The 26,980-nt window shown below is 40.2% G+C and carries 23 protein-coding genes and 1 pseudogene; 6 read left to right on the forward strand and 18 right to left on the reverse strand.

The window, feature by feature from the left end; genetic code table 11:
* Positions 1-3: 3 nt before the first annotated feature.
* Genes RCG22_RS07225 through RCG22_RS07245 form a run of 5 tightly spaced genes read right to left on the reverse strand, consistent with a single transcriptional unit; the run spans position 4 to position 4,435 of the window.
* Complete coding sequence (locus RCG22_RS07225) at positions 4-393, reverse strand: TcpE family conjugal transfer membrane protein (RefSeq protein ID WP_308106361.1); 390 nt, start codon at positions 391-393, stop codon at positions 4-6.
* Positions 390-620: a hypothetical protein gene (locus RCG22_RS07230; RefSeq protein WP_308106362.1), complete on the reverse strand. Its 231-nt coding sequence runs from the start codon at positions 618-620 to the stop codon at positions 390-392. The genes RCG22_RS07225 and RCG22_RS07230 overlap by 4 nt, the downstream gene beginning before the upstream one ends.
* A gap of 5 nt (positions 621-625) precedes the next feature.
* Positions 626-1,705, reverse strand: a complete 1,080-nt coding sequence (locus RCG22_RS07235; RefSeq protein WP_308106363.1) for a conjugal transfer protein — start codon at positions 1,703-1,705, stop codon at positions 626-628.
* Positions 1,702-3,675: a type IV secretion system DNA-binding domain-containing protein gene (locus RCG22_RS07240; protein ID WP_308107110.1), complete on the reverse strand. Its 1,974-nt coding sequence runs from the start codon at positions 3,673-3,675 to the stop codon at positions 1,702-1,704. Before RCG22_RS07240 ends, RCG22_RS07235 begins: the two co-directional genes overlap by 4 nt.
* On the reverse strand, positions 3,641-4,435 hold the full coding sequence (locus RCG22_RS07245) for a hypothetical protein (RefSeq protein ID WP_308106364.1): 795 nt from the start codon (positions 4,433-4,435) through the stop codon (positions 3,641-3,643). Before RCG22_RS07245 ends, RCG22_RS07240 begins: the two co-directional genes overlap by 35 nt.
* Before the next feature lie 395 nt (positions 4,436-4,830).
* On the opposite strand from RCG22_RS07245, the pseudogene RCG22_RS07250 reads away from it, so the two are divergent.
* Positions 4,831-5,241: pseudogene (locus tag RCG22_RS07250) on the forward strand (LysR family substrate-binding domain-containing protein); the annotation flags it as partial.
* 81 nt (positions 5,242-5,322) lie between these two features.
* Here RCG22_RS07250 and RCG22_RS07255 read toward each other — a convergent pair.
* Complete coding sequence (locus tag RCG22_RS07255; RefSeq protein ID WP_308106365.1) at positions 5,323-7,392, reverse strand: bifunctional aldolase/short-chain dehydrogenase; 2,070 nt, start codon at positions 7,390-7,392, stop codon at positions 5,323-5,325.
* Positions 7,393-7,666: 274 nt separating this feature from the next.
* Here RCG22_RS07255 and RCG22_RS07260 point away from each other — a divergent pair, with 274 nt between their 5' ends.
* The 4 genes from RCG22_RS07260 to RCG22_RS07275 all read left to right on the forward strand — a co-directional run bounded on the left by RCG22_RS07260 (position 7,667) and on the right by RCG22_RS07275 (position 12,989).
* Positions 7,667-9,262: a spore germination protein gene (locus tag RCG22_RS07260; protein WP_308106366.1), complete on the forward strand. Its 1,596-nt coding sequence runs from the start codon at positions 7,667-7,669 to the stop codon at positions 9,260-9,262.
* A gap of 25 nt (positions 9,263-9,287) precedes the next feature.
* Positions 9,288-10,475 (forward strand): Ger(x)C family spore germination protein, encoded by a 1,188-nt coding sequence (locus RCG22_RS07265; RefSeq protein WP_308106367.1) that lies wholly within the window; start codon positions 9,288-9,290, stop codon positions 10,473-10,475.
* A 256-nt stretch (positions 10,476-10,731) separates the two neighbouring features.
* A complete protein-coding gene (locus RCG22_RS07270; RefSeq protein WP_308106368.1) occupies positions 10,732-11,829 on the forward strand; it encodes a GerAB/ArcD/ProY family transporter in 1,098 nt (365 codons plus the stop codon).
* Positions 11,830-11,855: 26 nt separating this feature from the next.
* Positions 11,856-12,989 carry a GerAB/ArcD/ProY family transporter gene (locus tag RCG22_RS07275; RefSeq protein WP_308106369.1) on the forward strand — a complete coding sequence of 378 codons (1,134 nt, stop codon included), beginning with the start codon at positions 11,856-11,858 and terminating at the stop codon, positions 12,987-12,989.
* Positions 12,990-13,060: 71 nt separating this feature from the next.
* Here the strand turns inward: RCG22_RS07275 and RCG22_RS07280 are convergent, their stop codons facing one another.
* The gene (locus RCG22_RS07280; RefSeq protein WP_308106370.1) at positions 13,061-13,945 is read right to left on the reverse strand and encodes an SCO family protein; all 885 of its coding nucleotides are present in this window, start codon (positions 13,943-13,945) and stop codon (positions 13,061-13,063) included.
* Between the two features lie 295 nt (positions 13,946-14,240).
* Here RCG22_RS07280 and adhE point away from each other — a divergent pair, with 295 nt between their 5' ends.
* Complete coding sequence (gene adhE / locus RCG22_RS07285) at positions 14,241-16,850, forward strand: bifunctional acetaldehyde-CoA/alcohol dehydrogenase (RefSeq protein WP_308106371.1); 2,610 nt, start codon at positions 14,241-14,243, stop codon at positions 16,848-16,850.
* Between the two features lie 42 nt (positions 16,851-16,892).
* Here adhE and RCG22_RS07290 read toward each other — a convergent pair whose 3' ends face one another.
* The 11 genes from RCG22_RS07290 to RCG22_RS07340 are packed head-to-tail and all read right to left on the reverse strand — an operon-like array spanning position 16,893 to position 26,975.
* A complete protein-coding gene (locus RCG22_RS07290) occupies positions 16,893-17,876 on the reverse strand; it encodes an electron transfer flavoprotein subunit alpha/FixB family protein (RefSeq protein ID WP_308106372.1) in 984 nt (327 codons plus the stop codon).
* 15 nt (positions 17,877-17,891) lie between these two features.
* Positions 17,892-18,686, reverse strand: coding sequence for an electron transfer flavoprotein subunit beta/FixA family protein (locus RCG22_RS07295; protein ID WP_308106373.1), 795 nt, complete (start codon positions 18,684-18,686; stop codon positions 17,892-17,894).
* Positions 18,687-18,716: 30 nt separating this feature from the next.
* Complete coding sequence (locus RCG22_RS07300) at positions 18,717-19,571, reverse strand: aspartate/glutamate racemase family protein (RefSeq protein WP_308106374.1); 855 nt, start codon at positions 19,569-19,571, stop codon at positions 18,717-18,719.
* 40 nt (positions 19,572-19,611) lie between these two features.
* Positions 19,612-19,893 (reverse strand): hypothetical protein, encoded by a 282-nt coding sequence (locus RCG22_RS07305; protein ID WP_308106375.1) that lies wholly within the window; start codon positions 19,891-19,893, stop codon positions 19,612-19,614.
* Between the two features lie 10 nt (positions 19,894-19,903).
* A complete protein-coding gene (locus RCG22_RS07310; RefSeq protein WP_308106376.1) occupies positions 19,904-21,280 on the reverse strand; it encodes an FAD-dependent oxidoreductase in 1,377 nt (458 codons plus the stop codon).
* A 14-nt stretch (positions 21,281-21,294) separates the two neighbouring features.
* The gene (locus RCG22_RS07315; protein ID WP_066252865.1) at positions 21,295-21,732 is read right to left on the reverse strand and encodes a GlcG/HbpS family heme-binding protein; all 438 of its coding nucleotides are present in this window, start codon (positions 21,730-21,732) and stop codon (positions 21,295-21,297) included.
* A 32-nt stretch (positions 21,733-21,764) separates the two neighbouring features.
* A complete protein-coding gene (locus RCG22_RS07320; protein ID WP_308106377.1) occupies positions 21,765-22,487 on the reverse strand; it encodes an SDR family NAD(P)-dependent oxidoreductase in 723 nt (240 codons plus the stop codon).
* A gap of 34 nt (positions 22,488-22,521) precedes the next feature.
* Positions 22,522-23,943 carry an FAD-dependent oxidoreductase gene (locus RCG22_RS07325; RefSeq protein ID WP_308106378.1) on the reverse strand — a complete coding sequence of 474 codons (1,422 nt, stop codon included), beginning with the start codon at positions 23,941-23,943 and terminating at the stop codon, positions 22,522-22,524.
* Between the two features lie 45 nt (positions 23,944-23,988).
* Positions 23,989-24,876, reverse strand: a complete 888-nt coding sequence (locus tag RCG22_RS07330) for an isocitrate lyase/PEP mutase family protein (protein ID WP_308106379.1) — start codon at positions 24,874-24,876, stop codon at positions 23,989-23,991.
* A gap of 47 nt (positions 24,877-24,923) precedes the next feature.
* Positions 24,924-25,781, reverse strand: coding sequence for an FAD synthetase family protein (locus RCG22_RS07335; protein WP_308106380.1), 858 nt, complete (start codon positions 25,779-25,781; stop codon positions 24,924-24,926).
* 21 nt (positions 25,782-25,802) lie between these two features.
* Positions 25,803-26,975 (reverse strand): acyl-CoA dehydrogenase family protein, encoded by a 1,173-nt coding sequence (locus RCG22_RS07340; RefSeq protein ID WP_308106381.1) that lies wholly within the window; start codon positions 26,973-26,975, stop codon positions 25,803-25,805.
* Positions 26,976-26,980 lie beyond the last annotated feature (5 nt).

The following is a 26,980-nucleotide window of genomic DNA, read 5'->3' on the forward strand; positions in this document are numbered from 1 at the left end:
ACCTTATTGGAATCGCTCATAAGACTGTGCTTTTTTCATTTGGGGCTGGTAAATAGGTTTATGGCTGCTATAACTGAATCGTTTAGTAAATAAATATCGAAAGTAACCAATAAAAAAACGGTCTAAGCGTTTCCCATCTAATCTACTTCTACAAATAGCTCCTGCAATCATCCACGGCAACACGGCGTAAAAAGCCAGTTGCAAGGTCGTGGGTAAAACGTGATTAATACTTCCTCTAAAAAGAAAGAAAAACCCGAAAATTAGAAGGGCGACAACTATTTGCCTAATTTCAATCCCTTTGGAAAAGACCAGGGACTTATCACCTTTTCCAATTTTCCATATTTTCAAGGGATATTTGAAGAATTTTCGGTAACTATAGGCTTCTGATCTCAATTAAGACCACCGCTTTTTACTTTGTTCCAAATAGCATTTGCTATACTTTCAAACTCCCCTGGACTCGCAACAATCACATAGCAGACAACCGCAAAGATAAAGCTAGAGAAAAACATACCCCACCGTTGCGAAATAAACGCGCGAACAATCATGATAATCATGATGATAAACAAAACCGCAGCGACTTGTGATGAAGCATAATCCGTAAGACCTGTAATATCTGGCATTTAAATCATCCTCCTAAAGTATGTTTTAATTCTTGAATATAAAATTTGTTGTTCTCTTTGTTCACAACAAGGGTAAACGGATGTTTTGTTTGTAACCCTGTATTAGCTTCCTGAAGCAGTACAAGGGTCTTCACAATGTATTGACCCTCTTTCTTTCCATCATAGACGACAAAGTCTTCCAATCCCTTGTACTCGTAAAGATCTTTAAGAGACTCAGGATTTTCCATTAAGTAAGACATCTCCTCAATAGAATTGGTTGTATAAGAAGTGAAGAACTGTGTAGCAAACTGTTTCATTTGATCTTCCATTTTCACATTCTTTTTTGATTGATCGGTTTGATCTTGGACGGCCGCGATTCGCGTTTCGCTCGGTAGAGCTTGAAAATAGGGCTGTTCGATCACATTGAAGGAGTTCCCGTCAGTTCCAAGTCGAACGACAATCATTTGACCTTTAACTCCAAGCGATTCGTCACTCTTTGTAACATTGTCCTCTTTTACTACCTCTTCTTTGCCTTCATTGTTTATCTTTTTTACGTCTACTTGTTCTTTTTTTTCAACGACCTTGAAAAGCTCATATTCGATTGCGTACACATAACTGGCTGCCTCTTCGTTTACGTCCTCCACATCATATAAGCTAGCACTCTTCAAAACTCGTTTTCCTTGAAACGCTGTAAGATTCTCTAGCTCTCCTACTTTTAGGCCTTCAGCTAGGAAATGTTGAAGTGTTTTTGCTCGTTCTTTTTGCTCTTCTTTATCATTGGATACATTGATATACGTATCAATGAACTGATTGGCATACGTTTCACCAGCAGGCGAATTGGAAAAACCCACCTTATTTAAACCGGCGATTTGCGCTGCCGCTTTGGCCTGGTATCCATTTACTTTTTCATTTAAAAACCCTGTCCTAGCCCATGATTGAAAAGCGAAAAAAATGACTCCCACTAGCACCAACCAAAATAGGATGGAGAAGACCCTTCTTCCATTAAAACGAGAGGATCTCAGACGTCTTTCATCTTTTAGGACTTTCTTTCTGCCTTGTTCTGCATTTTTTTTAAGCCCACCCATCAATTTGCCGAAAAAACTCATTTAATCCCTCCTATTTCTAAGGCATTCCGGACATATACACGGCGGAAATAGGTATCACTTCCCTCTTCCTCAACCATTTTTCGATTAATAAAAATTTCACCGATTTGAAGATTTTTTATTTCGCTTGGATTGGCTTTAAATCGTTCTACATCTCTTACAGTCCCCATATTGGCTTCATAACGTAGATGAGGATATTTTTTCTCAACCTGCTGCGTAATTTCCCGATCGGAGAAAGTACCGAAAACCTGCGCTATTCGCTCAGCATCCTTAGATGAATTGACACGGCCAGTGGCAATAATGTTACAGTTTGAGATAATCTGTTCCGTCATAATCGGGTCAACCGCATCAATATCGGACAATGTTTGTGTAGAAATAATACATTCGAAGCCGGCTGAACGTGATTTATTAACAATGTCTACAATTCGCCGATCACCATAAGCAGAAAACTCCTCGTATACCCCAAAAATGGATTTTCGCCCCTTGGCTTGTCTGTAAGCTACCAAGCTATTCACATCTAAGATGATCATTTTCCCAATTTTCCGAATATAATCCGCATAACGACTCCCTGAAATACTGAAAATCACGACGTCGTTCTGATCAGTAATCCTTTGAAGGTCAATACCTTTATCACTTTCTACAAACAGATGACCTAAATCGGATTCTAGCAACTCACCCAATTGCATTTTCAGACGGGTAAGACACCCTTCCACAATCGATTCGGGAAATTCATCATCCAATATTTTCTTGATACGTTTCATTCCCTCTTGAAGTTTCGTTACGGACCGCTTACGCTTCTCCAAAACCATTTTTTTAACCGTCTTAACCTTTGGCTCAGAAGGAGCGACAAAATCGCTTAAATCATCATCCAGAGACATTTGTTCAGGATTTCCGATCACAACCTTCTCTTCTACCTCAACTTCGATCTCTTCCTCAATTTCTTCCTCTATACTGTGTGCTTTAAAAAATTCATTCATATACTTAAAGTTCGTTAATCGCGCAATGGTCTTAAAATCTCTTGGAACACCCGCTTCATCGATAAGTTTAACGACCAGTTGCAGATAACGGGAAGCAATATCCGTATAATAGGCCCCGTCTCCCTCACTCGAAAAACTAAACAAGGACATAAGCTTATCTCGGGTTTCAGTAGGGGTTCCGTTTTTAATAGGGTTATACGTTAAATTGTCCATTTCTGAAAACAGATAGACCTTTTTGCTATATGCTTCACATAAGGCTTTAAATTCAAGCATGGATTTTCGTTCGCCCTTGCCGTCAACAAAAATAACAGGCTTATTTTGTTGCAATGCGGCTTCCATTAAAGAAGCAATTAATGTCGTTTTACCTGTACCTGTTCCGCCTGTAGCAAGCATGTGATAGTTTAACTCTTTGGATCCAAGAGAAACACGCTCTTTAAAATCGGTGTACCCTACAAATACTTCTTCAGAAGGCTTTTCTCGATATGTTTGCTGCTTCTTGTCCAAAAATTTCACTCTGTTTTTACGAAATGCTTTATATTTCTGTTCTGTCTTTTTCCTCTTTACCTCGCCAGATTTGGTTGTCACTCTCTTTTTCCAAAAAAACTTCGCAAAGATAAAGTACCCAAATGAAAATAACAACGCTAATCCTACTAACATCACATATGAGGATGTTTTGACTCCAATGACATTCCCTTCATTAAAAAGACGTTCAGCACTCGTTGATAGATAAGGGATATTCATTTCTGAAACAAATCCAAAATAAGTAAGTATGTTACCTGATTGAAATTGCCACAAAAGAAGAAAAATCCCTACTCCAAGAGCAACATAAGAAATCCAATCTCGGTTAATAATATGAATGATCACAAAGATCAACATTCCCAATAAGACAGGGAGAAAAAAGATGATCCCAATAATCCCAATCAAACCATAAAGAACAAGCTCACCAATTATATGATCCGTTTCAGTCTGCTGTGTTTGCTCCTGGCCCTTCGCCATCGGATCCACTTGGCATCACCTCTTCCCAACGTTCTTCCACAATAACCGAAGGAATTTTACGTACTGAAATTTTACTAGCGTTAATTAACCGTTGCTTCGCTTCATTGATAACATTGTGTATTTTGACATCATGAGCAAAATAAATAACTTGATCATAAGAATAAGGCTGGTCTTTTAATCGTTCACTTGAAAGCAATTCCTCAAAAAACGAAAACTTTTCATCATATCGTTTTCGTTCTTTCTTATTCAGTTCCAGCTCTACCCAAGTTGTCGTAACCTTTCCATCAGCCGATTTGAAAAAGAACACAGCATCAGGTATTCGGTCCCTCATTGCATTGTAAGCCTTTAATTTACTTTGATTATCTCCCTCCCCAATCATAGAGTGACGAATTTCTCTTTCCGTCCGATATTTAAATTCAACACCCTGTTTATTTGCTTGAAACTCATAAAACAAAATAAGGTCAGTGATAAGAAGATCATGCTGCATGGTGTAAATAGTTGCTTTATTTGGAACAGTTACATTCACATTCGTAATCTTCCTGGCATCAATTGTGCCGAGATACACTCCAACCTTATGCGCGATGCGTTCATGTTTCACATACTTGTATTGTTCCAATTTCCGAAGCCTTCGATATACTCGGTGAATATTCGGCTCACAAAATTTCAACATAATCTGTTTGGCCGTCACCATCCCATTCCTCAAAATAAACGAAAGATATTCTAAATCTTTTTCTTTTAACGAAGTGTACTTTAGCATCATAAAAATATCATCCTTTACCACCAAATATAGGAATCACTCTCCCTTTTAGAAGTTTACCAAAACAATAACTAATTGCATAAACAATAATTACAATTAATACCGCAAACAAGAGTACAACTAATTTAAGCATTTTCACGCTCACCCACATAAGCTTTAATCCATTAATTTTCAGAGTAAGAATCACTGGATATGAATAATTATGCATCCAGAATTTTTAAAAGATATACAATTCTCCCCTGACAAACCTTAATAATACTTACCTTGAATCATAATATTCAATTTTTCCTATTTTACCATTAAACCTTATCGTTCCTCTTTTTGACCTAGCACTTGACCTTGTTCTTGAACTTACTTTTTGACTTTATTTTTAAGCGCTTACATATTTTAGTGAGCCATATTGTATAGTTTTGCACAAAAATCATCCTCTTTCTCGTCACAAGAAGATCAAGCTTTCAGAACTTGCAGCAGAGCCTTTTATCATCCATAACCGCCATGATTCTCCTGTTGGCTCCTATGATTTTATTGTGCATTTGTGTGAACAAAACGGATTCACTTCAAAAATTGTAAGTCAACCTCGATTTGTCGATACCGTTCCAATTCTGGTGGAATCAGAACTCGGCATCTCGATATTACCTAAAAGTTTTGAAGCTATCTCCAGTCCAACACTTCATTTTATCGAAATTGATGGGGAAAATGGTCATCATTGTGAGCTTGTATTAGCTTGGAAAAAAAATAATTTGAATCCATCTTTTCAGCTCTTTTTCGATGCTCTGACCAACTTAAATGATTCTTTTGTTGTAATTTAATAGGAAAAACAAAGCTTACCGAAGTTGAATCCATTCTTTAGCAAGCTTTGTTTTACGTTATATTTCATTTATTCCAAAAATCTATCTTGTAAATGCAGCAGGCACCCCACCATCCACAGTCAGCATACAACCAGTTGTTCTATCAGATTTTGATGATGCAAAGAAGGCAATCGATTCTGCAATATCAGCTGGATAAATATTTACCAGAAGTGTCGTACGTTTACGGTAATGCTCTTCTAATTGGTCAGGTTCGATTCCGTAAGCAGCGGCACGTTCCTCACGCCATCTTGAGCCCCAAATAGCTGACCCTTGAAGGACAGCATCCGGCAGTACAGAGTTCACACGAATGCCGAACTCGCCGCCCTCTGCTGCAATACATCTTGCCAGATGTGTTTCAAGAGCTTTTACCGAGCTATAAGCTGCCGCATTTTTCCCAGCATAAACCGAATTTTTAGATCCGATAAAGACCATATTCCCTCCGATGGCTTGTTGCTTCATTTGCTTGAATGCTTCGCGGGCTACTAGGAAATAACCAGTTCCTAGCACATTCATATTTAAGTTCCACTCTTGCAGAGTCGTCTCGTCAATTGGACTTGATGTAGCAAGGCCAGCATTGTTTACAATGATATCCACCCCGCCAAACGTAAGGGCTGTTTGGTCAAATGCTGCAACCACTTGCTCTTCTTTTGTAACATCCATTTTTACAGCAAGGGCACGATTCGCCCCGTACTTTTCATTAATTTCAGCGGCAACCTTTTCTGCTCCTTCAAGATTTAAGTCAGCTACAACCACATGTGCGCCTTCAGAAACAAAACGTCGGCATGTTTCACTTCCGATTCCGCCAGCACCACCGGTAACAAAAGCTACTTTTCTAGAAAATTCTGCTTCTGCTGGTGCAAGCGATAATTTATATAATTCTAATGGCCAATATTCTACGTTGTAGGATTCATTTTCACTTAAAGAAACAAAGTTTCCAAGTGTAGTAGCACCTTTCATAACAGCAATCGCACGGTGGTATAATGCACCACTGACTCTAGAATTACTCACATCCTTACCAGAGTTTATCATACCAACCCCAGGAATCAGGATTACACGTGGAGCTGGTTCAAACATTTTATCGCCTTCATGTTTGTTTCTCTCAAAATATTCCTTGTACTTCGCTTTGAAGCTGGCAATTCCTTCTCTTACACTAGTAATTAGCGCTTCGACATCTTTCGTTTTTGGATCCCAATCGATATAAAGTGGGACCATTTTTGTGTGGACAAGATGGTCCGGACAAGCAGCACCTATCTGTGAAAGCTCTGGTGCTTGATTACTGTTTACAAATTGAAGAACATCTTCCCCTCGGTCAAACGTTAACAGCATTTTCTTTTCGTCACTTACGGCTCCGCGGATGACAGGCATTACTTTTGCTAGAATACTTGTTGCATCTTCTTCCAAGAGAGATTCATATTTTTGACCGCCAAATACAGAAGCTTCATCTATTCTTTCATTTATATACTGTTCTGCTTCGTTAATGATTTCAATTGTTTTTGCATAGGATTGTTCAGAAGTTTCTCCCCAGGTAACAAGTCCGTGTTTTTCCATTAAGACAAGCTCCGCATTCGGGTTATTTCTAACTCCTTCTGCGATCATTTTTGAAAGTGTAAAGCCCGGGCGCACATATGGAACCCAAACAAAACGGTTTCCAAAAATCTCTTCTGCAAGCTGCTTCCCATTATCAGCACAGCATAGGCTAATAATCGCATCTGGATGTGTGTGATCTACATGGTTATATGGTAAGAACGCATGTAGTAATGTTTCGATCGATGCTCTTGGATGTTTACTGTCAATCATGCAATGTGAAAGATAGGACACCATATCCTCATCTGTCATTTCATCACGTTCAAATAGTGGACGGATATCTTCTAGGCTTAGCGCTGTAAAGTTATGAGCCTTCATTGTTGCCAAATCGGAACCGCTTCCCTTTACCCACATTACTTCTATATCACGACCGCGAAAATCCTTTTCAGTTGTCTTCATTGATGTATTGCCGCCACCCCAGTTACATACGGCACGATCAGTTCCTATTATATTGGAACGGTATACTAATTCTTCTACCCCTTTTGAAACCTGTGAAGCCTTATGATTATCCCAAAGATTCTTTACCATCTAAATTCCCCCGTTTGTTTGTATATGTGTTTATAATGTTCTGAATTTATTATAAATCATTTTTGTTTATTTTTGAATATATAAAGTAATATTTTATTATTTTTATTTGTTTCTGTTTTATTTACTTCGGTTTTTGCAAGGATATCATTTATTGTCGTTTTATCAAATGAATAACCTAACCTTATTTTGGAAATATAATCATACACCTATTTTCTACCAAGCAGATAAAATTATTACCCTTTATTGATCATTCGAACTGGGAGGGGTTAATGAAATGAGCTTATTTCATATCATTAAAAAAAATGCAAAAAGAAAAACAATGCAAAGTTCAGAAAATGAAGATGCCATTTCTAATGAACTTCTCACTGGTGTTTTTTCAGAAGACTTGCAGAGAATTACTAAAACATTTGAGAAAAGTTCTGATGTAGGGTTTAGAGAATTTACAATCGGCAACGAAGAAAAAACTAAGGCTGCGATTGTGTATACAGATGGATTAGCTAATAAAACTTCTATCCAAACCTTTATTCTTGACACACTAATGAACGAACCAAAACAATTAGAAAATCGCAAAGAAACCCTTTACAGCAGTACGTTTTTTGATTGGGTTAAAAATAGTATTTTAACTGTCAGTACAATTTTGGAAATTAAAGACTTTGAATCCCTATATATCAATGTTCTCTCAGGAAACACGGTTATTTTGATTGAGGGTTATAAAGTGGCATTAGTTGCTTCAACTGCAGATTGGGAGGAGCGTGCCATTTCTGAGCCAACGGCTGAAACAGTTGTTCGTGGACCTCGTGAAAGCTTTACTGAAAATATCCGAACGAATACAGCGCTAATTCGGAGGAAAATTAAAGATTCAAATCTCCTTTGCGAACAAAAGCAAATTGGGCGCGTCACAAAGACAGATATTGCAGTTATGTATATCAGTGGAATTGTTAATGATAAGGTGGTTGAGGAAGTACATACACGCTTGGACCGAATTGATATTGATGGCATTTTGGAAAGTGGATATATTGAAGAATTAATCCAAGATGTAACGTTCACACCTTTTCCTACAATTTATAATACTGAACGTCCTGATGTGATTGCAGCAGGTCTCCTTGAAGGACGGGTTGCTATCCTAATTGATGGCACCCCATTTGTTCTACTAGCTCCATCACTATTTATTCAAAACTTCCAGGTTCCAGAAGATTATTACCAGCGTGCGGATATTAGCAGCTTTCTAAGAATACTCCGCATCGTTTGTTTCTTAATATCACTGTTGGGCCCATCCTTTTATATTGCGGCTACTACCTATCATCAGGAAATGTTACCCACGTCGCTATTAGTTAGTTTGGCTGCCCAGCGGGAAGGAGTACCTTTCCCAGCATTTGTCGAAGCAATTATTATGGAAATCACCTTTGAAATCCTTAGGGAAGCTGGAATCCGGATGCCGCGCGCAGTTGGTCAAACGGTATCGATTGTAGGGGCCTTGGTCCTTGGTCAAGCGGCAGTTGAGGCGGGGATTGTCTCAGCTTCGATGGTCATTGTGGTATCAATTACAGCTATTTCAAATTTTGTCTTCCCTGCATATAACATGGCAATCTCCATCAGGATGCTTCGATTTGGAATGATGATGTTGGCCGCGTCATTTGGTTTGTATGGAATAACAGTTGGAATATTAGCCCTTCTGCTCCACCTTAATTCTTTACGATCTTTTGGCGTTCCTTATATGGCACCTTTCAGTCCCTTGATCAAAGAAGATATCAAAGATACAATTTTCCGATTGCCGATAAAATACTTAGTTACTCGCCCTAGGCTTATTAGTCAAAATAATAACAAACGTAATACAACTCCTCCTTCATCAAAGCCAGAACCAAGAAAATAGTTTCCATTGCAAAGGATGAACTAAAATGAAAAAGTTATCTTGGTTATTGATCATTGTGGTTTTCATTCCGCTTCTATCAGGATGCTGGAATAGAAGAGAATTAAATGAGCTTGCTATCGTTGCCGCTGTGGCCATTGATAAAGCAGGTGACAAATATCTTGTCACGGCACAAGTAATTGATCCGAGTCAAGTTTCCACTAATGCTAATGGAGGTGGTCGAGCACCTGTTACAACCTATTCTGATAAAGGAGACCATATATTCGAGGCCGTTCGCAGAATGACAACCACTACTCCGAGAAAACTGTATTTTTCACATCTTCAAATGCTTGTCATCAGTGAGGAAGTGGCTAAAGAAGGCATGAATAATACGTTAGATTTTTTAACAAGGGATCCGGAATTTCGAAATGATTTTTACATTGTTGTTTCCAGAGACATCAAAGCGTCTCAAATACTTAAAAATTTAACATCTATTGAAAAAATCCCGGCACACAAAATGCGCTCCTCTCTTGAGACATCTGAAAAAGCATGGGCGCCAACGGTTGCTATACAGATGGATGAATTAATTTCAGCATTAACTAGTGATGGAAATAATCCCGTCCTAACAGGGATCAGCATAAAAGGAGATGAACCGGATGGACAAACAATAGATAATGTCGAGAGAATTGAACCATATGCCCGTTTAAAATATAAAAACATTGCGGTATTCAAAAAGGATAAATTAATCGGATGGCTTAACGAAAAGGAGAGTAAAGGGTACAACTATATTAAAAATAACGTAAGTAATACCGTTGGCCCAATCCCTTGTGAAAAAAAGGGTGAACTTATTGTAGAAGTTATCCGTTCCAAAACAAAAGTCAAAGGAAAGTTGATTAATGGTCAGCCAAGAATTGATATTTATATTAGTTCTGAGGCTAATATCGCAGAAGTCGCTTGTCAAATCGATTTAACGGATCCGAAATCAATTAGGAAGATAGAGAATAACACGGATAAAGTTAATGTTGATGTCCTTCAAACTTCCATTAAAAAGGCTAAAAAATTAGGGGTAGATATTTATGGGTTTGGTGAGGTCATTCATCGCGCAGATCCAAAGGCATGGAAAAGCTTAAGAAATAATTGGGATCAAGAATTTGTTCAAATGCCTGTAACGATTCATTCCAATTTCAAAATCAGGCGAACGGGAACTGTAAACCAATCATTTCTAAAAAAGGAGTAATCCATTTTTGTTCTATAGTATTTTAATCCTTATTATCTCTATCTTGATTACTTTATTTGAGTTACCGCACTTGATGAAGAGCAAATTAGTAAAGGAAAGCCTGTTCTTTCTACTGATTCTCTCATTTGGAACATTCTTTGGTATTCTTTTAGCCTTAGATATTCACTTTCCGAATCCAATAAATTGGTTGACAATATTCATTAAACCTTTAAGTAATTGGTTTTATCGTTACTTATAGTAAACGGAGGGACTATCGATGCTAGAAAAAGGAGTTATTTCTCAAGGTCAGTTTATCATCTTGGCCGTCTTATATATCATTGGGACCTCCATACTAATCGGTCCGCCTTTGTTTGTTGCAGCCGCTAAACAAAATGCTTGGATTGGGATAATCATTGGGATTAGTTTTGGTTTCCTTCACGCCTATATGTACGGAATACTTGCGAAACGATTTCCAGACAAAACATTGATCGAATTTAATGAAAGTATCCTAGGAAAATGGGTTGGTAAAGCCGTCTCATTTCTGTTTTTTATATTTTTTTTAGTCCTTACATCAGGGTTACTTCGGATTATTGGTGATTTTATCACCACCAACATTCTTACGGATACTCCTATTGAAGCCATTGAAATTACGTTTATGTTACTCCTTATTTTGGCAGTGCGCCTTGGCCTGGAACCTTTTTCTAGAACGGCAGAAATGGTTGCCCCCTGGGTACTTATATTTTTTTTTCTACTAACTTTTTGTCTTCTACCTCAAGTCGAAATATCAAATTTATTCCCTGTGCTAGAAGATGGAATGAAACCAATAGTAAAAGCTAGCATCTTTTCACTCGGTGTTCCCTTTTCGGATTTAGTCATTTTCCTTATGATTGCACCACATGTTTCCACATCAAAAAAAATTGGGAAAGCGTTATTTATAGCAACTTTTACAGGGGGGTTTATTCTACTTACGATCGTTCTCCTTTCAATACTTGTTTTAGGATCTAATTCAATTATCCAAATGAATTATCCCTTTTTTATATTAGCTCAGAAAATAAATATCGGGAATTTCATTCAAAGAATTGAAGTACTAGCCGGGGGGATCGTTTTTATTTCGACATTTATTAAATCTACAATTAGTTTTTATTCAACAGTCATAAGTTTTGCCCATATTTTTCAATTAAAAAGATTTGATATTTTAACCCTTCCTTTTGGCATGATTATCATTGTCTTAGCAACGGTTATGTTTCCGAATACAATATATTTCAATCTCTTTCTTTCAACAACGTGGGTCCCCTTAGCCGTTTCATTTGGCCTTTTTATTCCTTTGATTTTATTAATGATCGATACTATTAAAGTAAAACTAAGAAAGAATTAAAGTAATCAAAGGGGTGTTATTATCAATTGAGTGGAGAAAAGATTAGCCCTTTTCAATTATTTTGTCTTATGTATTTGTTTGAGCTTGGAAGTGCGATTGTGGTTGGATTAGGTTTACAAGCAAAACAGGACGCTTGGTTAGCTATTTTATTAGGTATGGGTGGCGGGTTATGCATTTATCAAATTTATACTTACCTCTATTTGCAATTTCCTGAGCAGCCACTAACCAGTTACATTACTAAAATTCTGGGAAAATTTATTGGGACCCCTATTGCTTTTATCTATTGCTTGTATTTCCTATATATTGCCGCCAGGGTGTTGAGAGATTTCGGGGCTTTGTTAATCACTTCAGCCTTAGATGAAACTCCGTTACTTATTATAAATTGTTTGATGATTCTGTTAATCACATATGGTTTGTCGAGAGGGATTGAGGTAATTGGAAGAACAAGTGAGTCTGCGTTTCTTATGATGCTTTTATTTGGTTTTATTGGAATAACACTCACTTTTTTTTCCGGAATTATCCAAGTTAAAAATTTAGCTCCATTTTTTGAGAGTGGTTGGAAAACATTATCTTCCACAGTGTTTAAACTAACATACACTTTTCCATTTGGGGAAATGATTGCTTTTACCATGATACTCCCTCATTTAAATAATCATAAGGATGGTAAAAAGATTGGCATTTATGCACTGCTGGCTAGTGGACTCACCTTAAGCATCACCATAGCACTAGAAATAGCCGTACTCGGTCCAAAAGGTGTTGGTTTTTCACAATTCCCTTTACTTGATACTATTGGAAGGGTAAATATAGGGGATTTTATTCAGCGATTAGATATCATCGTAGTTGCCACGTTAATTATCGGTGTTTTTGTAAAGATTACGATTTTTTTTTATGCCGGCTATATTGGTTTAGTAAATATTTTTCACATCACGAAAAAAAACCATAAGACAGTTAGTTTACTACTTTTAGGGATACTGATTTTAGTTTCTTCATTAAAAATGTCTAGTAACTTTGCAGAACATCTTGAAGTAGGATTAAAATTTGTTCCAATTTATCTTCACTTACCATTACAAACTGGTGTTCCAATCCTATTGTTCATTATTTTCTGGTTACGAAAAACCTTTAAGAAAAATAAACGAGAGATCCATGAAGTAGAGTCTTAACATCATCTTGGTAAAACTTAAAACATGTTCCAGCAAAAAGACCGCTACCATGAAAGATAGCGGCCTTTTTGTTATTTTTCCATTGTTACAACCTGATACAATTCATTACGATCGATGTTGCTGCCTGAAAATTCATGAGTCAACTTTCCATCCTGATTAAAAATAAAGGTTTTATTCTCATGTAATACTTCTGCACCCTTTTTTTCGAAATGTTCACCAAGGGTGCCTGCCAAGTTTTGAATCTCCTTCAGGTCACCCGTCAACATTTTAAGGTAGGACATATCAAAATTCATTTTCTTTGCATGTTCCTTCATCGCTTCTGGAGTATCATTTTCTGGGTCGAGTGAAACAGAAACGAGTAATAGATTATCTGAATTGTTTCCCTGCGATTTCAAATCCTGCTGCAAGTTGCTAAAATTCCCTAATAAAACTGGACAGGCATTTGGATCGACGCAATTCACATATGTAAAAGTTATTACGACGGTTTTTCCGATCAGATCCTTTTTTGTCACTGGCTTTCCGTTCTCGTCGATTAACTTAAAATCTGGTATGGTAACTTCTTTTGTCACTTTATGAGCATTTTCCAATGTTTTTACTTCGACGGAAAATTCCTTTTCATCCTCTACCATTTCCCCATCATGTTCCACCTTAATGGAAGCTACCCAGTCACCGTTCATTGCTAAACTGGCCGTTCCAATATATTTACCCTCACCTATTTCTTCCACAGCGACAGGAGTGGTTCCGTGATCCATGTTTTTCATCGTTAAATCAGCACTTACTTTAGCATCTTCAACAGGTTTTCCCTGTTTGTCCAAAACGGTAAATTGCATCGCATATATTTTTTCCGGTGTAAACGTTTTTGGCGTTGAAAGCTTCACCGTGAGACCCTTCGATGCTCCACAGCCCGAGATAATTAGTATGATAAGACACATTATGAAGAAAGATAATTTTTTCATTTTGGCCAACCTTTCAGTCAGAAATATTTTCATTGGATAACTTAGCCCCTTTCCACTATATACTACAATCTTTCTTAACTCTGTGAAGTTTTATACATTAACCGAAAAACAGCAATTTTACTTTTAAATGCGTAACCGCAGTGCAATTTCTCTTTTCGAATTTTTTTTGAACATTATCAAAATAAGAGTGATTCGCCAAATTTCTCCTCACCTTTCAACAAATTTCTACGAAATTCATTGCTATATTTTATGACAGGTTAGATTGAATAGTTTATTTTATGGGGAGGAATTTTTTATGGCAGTAGACGAAAAGGTGCTCGAACAAAAGCAAACCGGTGCGATGGTAGATCATCTAGCCACTAAAGGAGCGCAGGCGTTAGTGGAATTCCGCACTTTTACCCAAGAAATGGTCGATGAAATTGTCAAAGAAATGGCCCTTATTGCACTAGAAAACCACGTACATCTAGCAAAAATGGCTGTTGAGGAAACAAAAAGAGGACTGTTTGAGGACAAAATATCTAAGAATATGTTTGCAACTGAAATGATTTATCATAGTATCCGTGACCTACGAACGGCAGGAATTATTAGTGAAAACGAGCATGATGGAACCTATGAAATGGCCGAACCTGTCGGTGTGATTGCTGCACTAGTTCCTGTTACAAATCCCGCTTCAACGGTCATTTATAAATCCCTTATTTCCTTAAAAACGAGAAACCCGATTATTTTTTCTTTTCACCATTTGGGTCAAAATACTGGTATCGTAACAGCAAAACTGTTAAGAGATGCAGCAATTAAGGCTGGTGCTCCTGAAAATTGTATTCAGTGGTTGGACGATACCTCCCGTGACTCCGTACATGCACTTATGCGGCATCCCAAAGTCTCACTTATTCTTGCGACTGGCGGGTCGAGTATGGTAAAAGCTGCTTATAGTTCAGGGAAACCCGCAATTGGTGTCGGACCTGGAAATGTCCCTTGTTATTTTGAAAAGACAGCCAATATCAAGAACTCTGTTCAAGACTTAATTTTATCAAAAACCTATGATAACGGAATGATTTGTGCATCTGAGCAAGCACTCATTATCGATAAAGAAATCTATTCCGAAGTTGTCACAGATATGATGGCCAATAATTGTTATTTTCTTAATGATGACGAAAAACAATTGTTAGAAAAAATCGCCATTAAAGAGGTTACTAGCTCACTTAATCCGATGGTTGTCGGATTGCCTGCCTCGCAAATCGCCGAAATGGCAGGGATTGATGTGCCTGCTGACACAAAGATTTTAGTCGCTGAATTAGCTGGAGTAGGTCCACAATATCCCCTTTCTTGTGAAAAATTAAGCCCAATTCTAGCTTGCTATAAAGCAAATAGTTTAGAAGAAGGACTAAGAATTGCCGAGGAAACATTGGAATATGGAGGGCTCGGTCATACCGCCTCCATTCATACCTTTGACGATGATGTCATCGAACTGTTCGCATTAAGGATGAGAGCAGGCAGGATTCTTGTGAATACACCCTCCGCCCAAGGGGCAACCGGAAATGTTTACAATGATTTTCTACCAACCCTGACTCTTGGCTGCGGCACCTATGGAGGAAATTCTGTATCTACGAATGTAGGTGCACTAAACCTAATTAATATTAAAAAGGTGGCAAAAAGAAATATTAATGCCCAAGTTTTACGGACACCGCCGCAGATTTATTATAAGAAGAACTCTGTCCAAGCTCTCGAGGTAATCCCTAACATTACCAAAGCATTTATTGTAACAAGCCCTAGCGCTGTTAAAAATGGTTACGTTGAGAAGATTCTCCATTATCTCAAAAAACGTCCAGATTTTATCGAGTTCGACATCTTTTCTGAGGTAGAACCAGATCCGAGCTTTGAGACAGTCCTAAAAGGTGCAAACCTAATGAGGCACTCTGGACCAGATGTCATCATTGCTCTAGGCGGCGGCTCTGTATTGGATGCTGCAAAAGGAATGTGGCTATTCTACGAACATCCTGATACTGACTTCTCAGCCTTAAAGCAAAAGTTCCTAAATCCAAGAAAACGGGTAGTTACCTATCCAAAGCTAGGAACGAGGGCGAAGCTTATTGCTATTCCAACTACTTCTGGGACTGGCTCTGAGGTTACATCGTTCGCCGTCATTACAGATAAAAAGACAAATATTAAATATCCACTTTCTGACCCAGAACTTTTACCGAACATCGCAATTATCGATTCACAATTCGCAAGGACCGTTCCTAAGCATATTACAGCTGATACAGGAATGGATGTACTTACACATGCACTTGAAGCCTATGTGTCCGTGGTATCAAACGACTTTACAGACGGTCAAATTATCAAAGCAATTCAGCTAGTTTTTGAGTATCTGCCAAGGGCCTACCGGAATGGTCTTGATGAAGTAGCCCGCGAAAAAATGCATTATGCTTCCACCATTGCCGGAATGGCGTTCAATAATGCATTTTTAGGTATTAATCATAGCTTAGCCCATGCGCTAGGAGCAGAGTTTACTATTGCACATGGCCGTGCAAATTCCATCTTACTCCCGCATGTTATTCGTTTTAATGCAACTAAACCAACTAAATTCACGCCGTTTGCCGGCTATCAAAACTTTGTTGCAGATAAACGCTATGCAGAGCTTGCCAAAATGCTTGGCTTACCAGCCCAGACCACCGAAGAAGGGATTGACAGTCTAATCGGTGCCATTCTCGAGCTTGCCGAAGAACTAGATATGCCGATGAGTGTGGAAGAATGCGGCGTTGCCCCTTCTGTATATGAAAACAAAATAGACACTCTGGCCTTACATGCCTTTAATGATCCAGATACAAACGTCAATCCGAAGCGTCCGCTTGTAAAAGAACTAGCGGAAATTTTGAGACAGGCTTATAAAGGTATTCAAATTTCATGATAATAAAAGTGGGCGCATGAATCATTCATGCGCCTTTTCAATTTAAACCAGTACCTTTTTCAGTTTTTCTGTAAGTGCTGGTATTACCGTCTTATAGTCAGCTATCACACCGAGATTGGCCCTTTTAAAAATCGGCGCTTCTGAATCTGTGTTGATGGCAACAACAGTCTTCGCACTGGTAATGCCTGCTAGATGCTGACTGGCACCTGATATTCCGATCGCAATATAAAGGTCCGGTGCAACAACGGCACCCGTTTGTCCTACCTGCAGGTTAGAAGGAACCCATCCAGCGTCACATGCTGCCCTTGAAGCACCGATAGTCCCGCCCAGCAGTTCTGCAAGAGACTGCAGTTCTTGAAAGCCTTCAGGTCCGCCAAGTCCACGACCTCCGGCAACGATAATTGTAGCATCCTCAAGACGAATATCTGATAAGGCAGACCGTATTTTCACAACCAGCTTAGTTAGGACAACATCTTCTGGAACGGAGTAATCTACTGAAATGATTTCACCTGTGCGTGTTGAATCTGGTAATGCTAATTCCTGACTTTTTTTGCGAATGCCTACAACCACCTGCGAACGAGTGGTTGAATATTCACCATATCCTTTATCACCATAAATAGGGCGCACCCATGTAAGCTTGGAGCCTTCAGTTCTAAAATCAGTCACTTCGGTTATGGCTGACGCACCAATGCGTGTGGCTAATCTGCCTGCTAGATCCTTACCCATTCGATCAAAGGAGAGAAGCAGCACATCGGCACCAGATTGTTGGAATACCGTGAACAGGCCTTCTACGAGAAGTTCAACCTGATATTCTGCAAATATAGGATTCGTAACGGTATATACCTTGCTTGCACCAAAGGCAATAGCTTCCTTGGCACCTGTTGTATTTTCGGATCCAACCAGGACAGCTTCTATACTTCCGACGGTGGCACTCGCCAATCGACTGCCAAATGACAGTGCTTCTTTAGCACCCGAGCTTAAGGAATCATCCTGTTGTATTGTTGCAAAGATAAGAATTTTGGACATAGTATCTGCGACCTCCTATACAATCTTGAGAGCTAAGAGCTTGTCAGTCAATTCAGCCGCGAGCTCCGAACCATCGCTGCCTGAAAGGATCTCGCAATTGACATCTCTGTTTAGGACGTAGGCCCGCTCCAATTTAACCCCAGGCTGACAACGCACAGGGTCTAAATCAATATCATCTGATTCAAATTGAGTGATAGGCTTGCTCCTTGCTAGTCGAATATCTTTAACCTTAGGGAGGCGTGGGACATTTGTCTCAGAACTGATAATTGTAAAAACAGCTGGAAACGGAACGCTCATCACAGTATAACCACCTTCCGCTTCGCAGGTAGACTTTACACTTTCTTCATCCAGTTCAAGTTCGGAGACAAGCGTCACACAAGGAATCCCAAGTTCTTCAGCCATGATTGGTCCAACAAGGCCCTCTTCAATGTCACTTGCTTGATATCCAGTCAGCACAAGCTCGGCACCACCAAGGGTTTTGATTGTTTGCGCAAGGATGTGTCCAACGGCCTGACCGTCGAGATTTCCCCACTCTTCATCCCAAACTCGAACGGCTGCATTAGCCGTGAATGCAAAGGCTCGGCGCAGTACCTCCTCCGAGGATTCGTCTCCTAGGCAGATGGCAGTCACCGTAGCTCCCGGTGTTTTATCCCGAAGTTGAATTGCCAGTTCAAGCGCATTCTCGGCAAAGGAATCCAGAACCATATCAGAATCTCCATTTTCCGGACGATTGGTCTCTGGATCAATTTGAAAATATCTCGGAGTAATTTCCGGATCCAGAACATGCTTTAGGCATACGACGATATGCATCTCGTGTTCACCCCTTTTTTGTTTATTTTTTTAACCTTTTACTTCTACCCCGGCCCTTACTGCTAATCCTCGTTGGTTATTAGGATTAGGGTATGGGTCTAATCCATACATTTCTCGTAATCTTGCAACTGCTTCGGCAGGTGGTTTGGAATTATAGTAGCCGCACCGTGTCATATAAACTCCTGATACCCTCTTTAGGTCCGCTAACGATTCGCACATCTTAATTCCAGCGCCAAAAGAGTCAACGACGGGTACATCACCAATCCTAGATATTCCGAAGGTTGCGAGGAAAACATTCATCGGTCCCTCACCTGGGACAATCACATCGGCTCCTTGAGAAATGGCCGATTCAGCTGCTCTTTTAAAAGCTTCAATTACAGGCTCTGGATTATTGAAGCCCGCAAGCACATCATCAAAGCCTGACTCGAGCTGAACAATTGGTCCAAGTTTTTCACCGAGACCATACCGTGCAGCGTTTTGTCTAAGTTCATCGGCCAATGGGGTTAAAAAGTTGACGACTCCGATACGGTCCCCGAGCATAGATGCCATATGGAAGGAGGCCTGCCCATAACCAACCACAGGGATATCCACGAGGGTGCGGGCCTCAAGAAGCCCCACATCTGGAATGGTACCGATAAACATTGCATCGTACCCTGCAGCTTCAGCCATGAGTGCAGCACGAACGAACTGCTCACGATGCAGGTTCTGCAGGTACGAGTGGGTGATAAAATGCCCAGGGTAATGTGTAGGATAGGTTTCTTCAGACATCCCATGTAAAACGATTTCTACGTCCGGGCGTGCGATTTTTCGCAAGTGGTTCACGATAGCATCCCGGTATTTTGGAACCCGGTCAATTGTAGTTAGGCTCTGATGCCAGATTTTCATAGAAATGACCTCCTTTTTGGTGCTATTTTTGAAAAAATCATTAATTTTTATATATTAATAGGCTATGCATGCCTATTTTTTGGGGAATTCTTCGTTCGGTTGTGAAACTAAATTGGCTTATGAGCGGATTTGCTCGTCCAATGAGCGGATTCCTCAGTTCTATGAGCGAATTCTTCGGTTTAATGAGCGAATTTACCAATTCTATGAGCGAATCCAATTTTGCAAGTGAATCACTTGGTTCTATCAGTGAATTTCCCGGTTCTATCAGCGAATCATCTGGTTCTATCAGCGAATCCAAATCAAGGCCTTTCTCGCGATTCATTTTGAACCCATTATTTTACCGTTAACTCGCTAAGTGCCTCTTGAACCGCAATCCTTCCAAACACTGCACATTTTCCTAATGAACTTCCCGTCATATACCCTGCCCCGTGGAATCCACCAGTTACCTCTCCGGCTGCAAACAACCCTAGGATAGGCTCACCATATGGATTCACCACCTGTGCTTTGGTGTTCACCGACACCCCTGCATAGGTTGCCAGCATTGCACCTGTCGACTCAAATGCATAGAATGGTGCCTTCTCAATTGGTGTTGGTTTTCCATAGTTATGTGTTAATGACTTCCTGCCGAAGTCAGGATCTTCTCCGTCCGCAACCCCTTGATTGTACCTAGAAATCGTTTCCTCCAAAACCTCAAGCGGTACATCAATACATTCAGCCAAGTCCTCCAACGTGTCTGCTTGATATAGAAGTCTGCGTCGCTTTAATAATTCCAAATCATAGAGAGGATCATCGTGAACGCTTTTGTCCATCACAGTTTGGTCCCAAACCTGAAAACTCACTTGGTCAGGCTGCTCGAAAGCGGCTTTTCCTAATAATTTGTAAGAGATTGACTCGTTAACAAACCGTTTCCCAAGTTCGTTGACCATGATCGCTCCCTTGTAAAAGGCTAACCCCTGAGACTTTACTGTTCCGGCAGCGGTGGGATGAAATCCGTATGTCCCATTTAGGTAAGGTAAATCCTTTAACCAGGCCCCGTGCTCACAGGCCATTCGTATGCCGTCCCCCTGATTGCCACGACCGCCAATTCTTAGCGCTCCCTTTAATTGTGGAGCAAACTGCCCTAATAGCTCCTCGCTTTTTGCAAACCCGCCTGAGGCGATAATTACACCTTTTGAAGCATGTACAGTGCGTTCTTCGCCCTCAACCTCATACAGAACACGGTCAATTCGTCCGTCATCATTTTTCAAAAGCCGTTGAGCCGGAGCATTCAAACGAATGGTCACGTTTGATAGCTGCTTGATCCTTCGGTAAAGTGACTGAATCGCCTGATGTGGGTCAATAATATGTCCGCGGGGAACACTGTGCCCGCTCACCGCTTCGAGCGAGCGGAACTCAACACCGTGCTCAATAAGCCAGAAATAGGTCGCTAATTGCTGCTGCCCATAAGCTTCAACAAGATCATGGTCATTCACCCCGCCGCCAACCTCAATCATGTCCTCCAATAAGGACTCAATTGAATCGATTATGCCTGCCTGCTCTTGCATATCTGTTCCGGCAAAGGCCATATACCCTGAACTAAGAACCGTACTGCCGCCAAGTTCATCCTGTTTCTCAAGGAGCAAGACGTGTGCACCCGCTTCACTTGCCTCAACTGCAGCACACATCCCTGCTAGACCGCCGCCTAAAATAATCAAGTCATAGGTTTCCATCCGTCAACACCCTCTTACTCTAGGTTATTTAGCACTTCTAATGCTGCCTGGCATACCTGCATATCGTGAGTATAATGGCCGCCACTAACCCCAACGCCGCCAATCAGTTCGTTATTGATTTTAATTGGATAGCCACCGCCGAAAATAATGAGCCTTGGGGTGTGAACAATTCCATGCAACAATGGTGGGTCATCCTTCAATCTGTCGTACCATTCGTGTGTTGCTCTATTATAAGTTGCAGCAGAAAAGGCTTTATTTTGTGCTATCTCCAAGCTTAATACTGGTGCACCGTCCATGGCAGCAAAGGCTTTTAGGTTCCCAACGCGATCAACGATTGAGATGCTAAACGGCATACCTAGTTCTTTTCCCTTTACAAGTGCTGCCTCAAGCATTTTATTAGCAAGTGCTAGACTGATATTTTTTGATTCAATTGCTGGAATTAATTTTTCCATGATAATTTCCCCTCTCAGTTTTTTAATAGTATCTATAAATTTACCGGACGCCCATAACCAAATGCTTCGATAGCAGTGGCAGTTATGGCTGAACTCTTTGGTAAACAAAGATCGACGATGACATGAGCAAGGTCAAGTGGATGCAACCAATTGTCTTTATTCACATCAAAGTCGTCCATCATCTTTGTATTAACAGGGCCTGGACAAACCGCATTCACTCTAATCTTGTATGGCTTCAACTCTTCACCAAGCGCTTTGGAAAACCCGAGACATGCATATTTAGACGCAATGTAAGCACTTCTGTCGGGACCGCCTTTTGTTCCCCAAATCGATGATAGATTGATGATCACACCGTGTCTTTTCTCGATCATTTGCGGTACAACGGCCCGAGAACATAAATATACTCCACGAATATTTATATCTTGTACATAGTCCCATTCTTCAACCGTCATTTCATGAAACGGCTTAAGAAGCATGACACCGGCATTATTGATTAATATATCAATCGAACCCAAACTTTGTTCTGTTGTCAGGACTGCTTGGTTTATATCTTCTTCTAAACGAACATCCCCGTTCAGGGCAATTGCTTCGCCCCCTACCACTTCAGAAATATAGGAAGCAGTTTCTTTGCTTTCAGATTCGTTGTTGGAAAAAACAGCCACTTTAGCACCGTGTTTCGCGAGTAGAATACAGGTTTCTCTTCCGATTCCTCTTCCTCCTCCTGTTACTAAGGCTACCTTGTCCTTTAATTCCAAAATACTTCACCCTTTCCCAATTAAACCAAACTACTTAAACCTCTAGTTTCTTTGAATCAGTTACGTATGCAACCGCATGATCACCGGTACGACGGCCAAACACAAGACCCCTTAGCACAGATGTCCCTCCTGGATATTTGCCGTAATAAAGACCAGCTGTTTCACCGACTGCATATAAACCTGGAATTGGATCATGATCTTGAGATAAGACGCGCCCATCCGTGTCGGTAGCTAAACCGCCATTGGTAAAAACATTAGAGCAGATAATTGGATAGGCGATAAATGGTGCCTTATCAATTGGGATTGCCCAATTAGACTTTGGCGGCAAAATTCCAAGCGTCTGTTTACCGTCTTTTTTATCCCAAAGAAATTCACCTGGTTGAACAGCTGCGTTAAAGGATTCAACTGTAGCCGTTAATTGACTGACTGGCACGCCAATCTTATCCGCCAACTCTTCAATCGTATCAGCAACAATGGCTGGTTTATCGGTTTCCACTGCCCGTTCATAGTTTGGAATATCATACATTTTTTGATCGCCAATCATATAGGCAATGTGACCAGGAAGGTCATGGAATATCGTTCGTGCCACTTCTTCATATTGCTCATCGACTGTTGTTTTTCCCTCATCAACGAAACGGTTTCCATTCTGATCGACTAGGATAAAGTAAGGATATGTCATAACAGCAGCTTCTTCGCGCTTGCTTCTCGGGTCCACCGGTTCGGCATGAAAAGAGTCGAACTGACCAGCCGTTTTTGCCCCTAGCTCCATGGCCATCCGAATTCCTTCACCTTTGTTAAACAAACCACCTTCAGCTACTGTTCGGACCTTATGAGCATCTCTGCCAACATATTGGGCCATCATCTCCTGATTTCCCTGGAATCCACCTGACGCTAACACGACTGCTCCTACTTTTAATTGAAGAGATGTACCGCCCTTCACGCGAACCATCAGTCCATTGACGGCACCCTCGTCATCAAGAAGTAATTTCCAAGCAGTTGCCTCGTATATAATCTCTACGCCAAGTCCTCCGGCACGGCGGGATAGGGTGTCAACGATGGCACGACCGCCGCCTACTGGAAGCAAACGAGGTCTTGATGCAGTTAAAAACATCGTTGGCAAGTAGTCAAAATCAACCCCTTTTTCCTGCACCCAGCGAAGTGTGCTGCCTGCATCCTTGGCGAGAGTTTCTATGTACTCCCGATCGGAATAATTATCTGAAAAAGCCATCATATCTTCCACAAAATTATCGGCTACTTCATCGAGATTTTTCATTCGCATATAGGAGGCTGTCCAACGGGAATTTCCACCTCTATGGTCATAATCAGCTCTTTCTAGAATCGCTATTTTAAGATTCTTATTTTCCTTTTTAGCCGTTTCAGCAGCCGACAATGCGGCTGAGGTCCCAGCCACTCCACATCCTATGACGACGATGTCATAATCTACTTCTCTCCCCACAACTAAGTCCTCCTTTTAATTTCCTAATTTATTAAAAAAGTAAATTTACTTTTTTATTAATGGCTGATTCTCTGCATACTTGTTTTCCCACTCTTTAATCTGATGGAGTTTAAAGAGTGATTGCCGCTCTTCCCACGTACAAATTAACTCGTGAATATTTTCGTGTGACCCTTCGGCTTTTAATATTCTTAACGACTCTGTGATTCCTTTGATTGCCGAGCGAAGGACAGTATTTGCACAAAGCATGATTTTAAAACCAATCTCTTCGGCCTCTCTTAACGAAATAAGCGGGGTTTTACCGCCTTCTACTAGGTTTATAACTTGTGGTATCCCTTTTAACGAGCTGGTAAGTTGTTTCAATTGTTCTATTGTGGTTGGCGCTTCAACAAAGATAATGTCGGCCCCAGCTTCTGCGTAAGCATTTGCCCTGTCCAATGCATCTTCCATGCCATTTACGGCTAATGCATCCGTACGGGCGATGATGGCGAGATTTTCATCTCTCCTTGTGTCAACGGAAGCCTTGATTTTACCAATCATTTCTTCTTTGGAAATAACATCCTTCCCATTGAAGTGACCGCATTTCTTAGGTGAAACCTGGTCTTCCATTTGAATAGCAGCTACACCTGCTCTTTCAAATTCTCGAACGGTACGGATTACATTAATCGCATTACCAAAGCCTGTATCGGCATCCACAACTATCGGAATTGTCGTCACATCCGCCATCCTTGCGACAATATCAACCACTTCTTTTAAGGAAGTTAGCCCAACATCAGCCCACCCTAATTGAGCATTGGATATTCCGGCACCAGTGGCGTATATCGCTTGAAAACCGATTTCTTCTATTAATCTTGCAGACATGGCATCGTAAGCACCGGGCAAGAGAAATGTACTGGGTTGGTGTATTAGTTTTTGGAACACTTGAGTTTTATTCACTTTTTATAGCCCCCCTTTTTTAAAATTATCTTTATTCAAACTTCTTGTTATCCAATTTGGACAACCCCTTGAATCCATCCATTCTCTTGATAAGAGTTTTTCACGTTTTCGATGATTTGTTCATGCCAAATGATCGAAAGAACATCATTATTTTTGGAGGCTAACTTTGAAAAAGATCTTACCGGAATTAATTCTTTTTCTTCTGTCACAATCATTTCTAGCACTTGCGATTGATTCACTCCTCTTACCGTTACTACATACTTTCCCGGAGCAGGCAAGGTATAATGGGGCCTGACAGTTAACGAAGTACCGTTCCATTCACATCTCACTTCATAAAGACGTCCTAAAAATACTGGCAGATCCTCAATATTTCCACTTGCCAATTTTTCACGTATGCAGGTTGAACTAATTTTCTCCCCCTGGTATTCCACTTTTTCTACCTTCGTCACTTTGAGAATCCCGCCTGAATCACTTTTTAAGCGGTCCATATTTCCATCTCCACGAAAACCATAGGTATAATCAAAGCCGGCAACTGCATGGACGACACCAAGATCAACTAAATACTTAGCTGCAAACTTTTCTGGAGAAAGTGACGCAAATTCTCTATCGAATTCAACGATATAAAATATGTCGACCCCGAGTTCATGGAATATTTTTTCCTTATCAGAAACTGGCATCAGATAGTCAACCTGTGTCTTTCCATTGGATAAAACGGTTTTCGGATGTGGAAAGAAACTCATCACAGATAGTGAAAGATTCCTATCTTTTGCTTTCTGAAAAGCAGTTTTAATCACTTCACGGTGTCCATTATGAATACCATCAAAAAATCCTAGGGCCATGACGCTGAGACTTGCTTTTTGCTGATAGTCCGCTAGATTTTCTGGGTTCAAATAAATCGTCTCCACGCAGTTCCCTCCCTTACCAAATTACCCATTAATCGAAACATCAAAGCCAAATTGTGACTTTCCAAACGATTCAACCGAGTCTTCATAAAGATTGGATCGATGGGTGCATACTGCCAAAAGATCGCGTACGAATATTTCAATTGGATCTCCTTTAAACATGGAAAATCCGCCAAGTGTCAATAAAACTTTTACCGCAATATCTGTTACGTTCTTTGTAATTTTTGCCCGTATCGCAGCGAATTCACCACGCTTATCTTCTTTTCCCATTTCATAGTTTTCCAATAAAGAAATATATTTGTCTAGTAGACCTTCTGATTCATAATATTTTATTGTTAATTCAGCCAATACTCCCTGATGACGGGAATCTTTAGCGGAGTTTCCTCCCATACGGACCCGCTTTTCCGTTCGGTTCTTAAATTCCTCCAATAGGCGCTCAGCCCCACCCAATGCAACCATTGGGAAACCGACACAAAAGGAGGAGAAGAACGGAACATCATACAGAGGATAGTCCTTATCATAACCCTGTGGCGGTCGGCCTGTACGATCGGCAATCGTAAGCCGAATTAGATGGTGCTTTGGAACATAGACATTATCTACAATTACCTGGTTGCTTCCCGTCCCTCTTAGTCCTAACGTATCCCAATTTTCAACTATTTCTACATCAGCTATCGGTATATTTAGCATGCATAGTTCAGTCTCTTCACTATCATCCAGTTTCATTTTTACTGCAAGAGCCACCCAGTCACTATAAAGAATACCGCTTACAAAACTATATTTACCTGTAATTCGAAAACCGTCCCCATCTTTTTCCACTTTCCCAATAGGAGCAAAGATATCGGCAATTAATCCTCCTTGATTCACCACTTCTTCTGCTGCCTCTTTGGTCATAAATGCTACCAAACTATTATGAATGGAATATAGAAAGGTTAACCAAGCTGCAGAAGTATTATATTTTCCAACTGTTCGAATAATTTGGGAATACTCTCTTAAATCTACTTGTGGCTCACCATATTTTTTTGGCAGTAACAACTTAGATAATCGAGCCTCTTTTATTGCATCAATGACATTTTTTGAAACTGTTTTGTTTTGATCTGCTTCTAGTGCTTCCAATTCCGCAATTTCCCCAACCTTTTCTGCCCCTTTTAATAATTGGTTTAAATCGGCCTTGTTTTCATCCACTACTTTACTTACCATATTTT

It is taken from the genome of Neobacillus nitrireducens, from assembly GCF_030915405.1.
Taxonomy (GTDB): domain Bacteria; phylum Bacillota; class Bacilli; order Bacillales; family Cytobacillaceae; genus Neobacillus.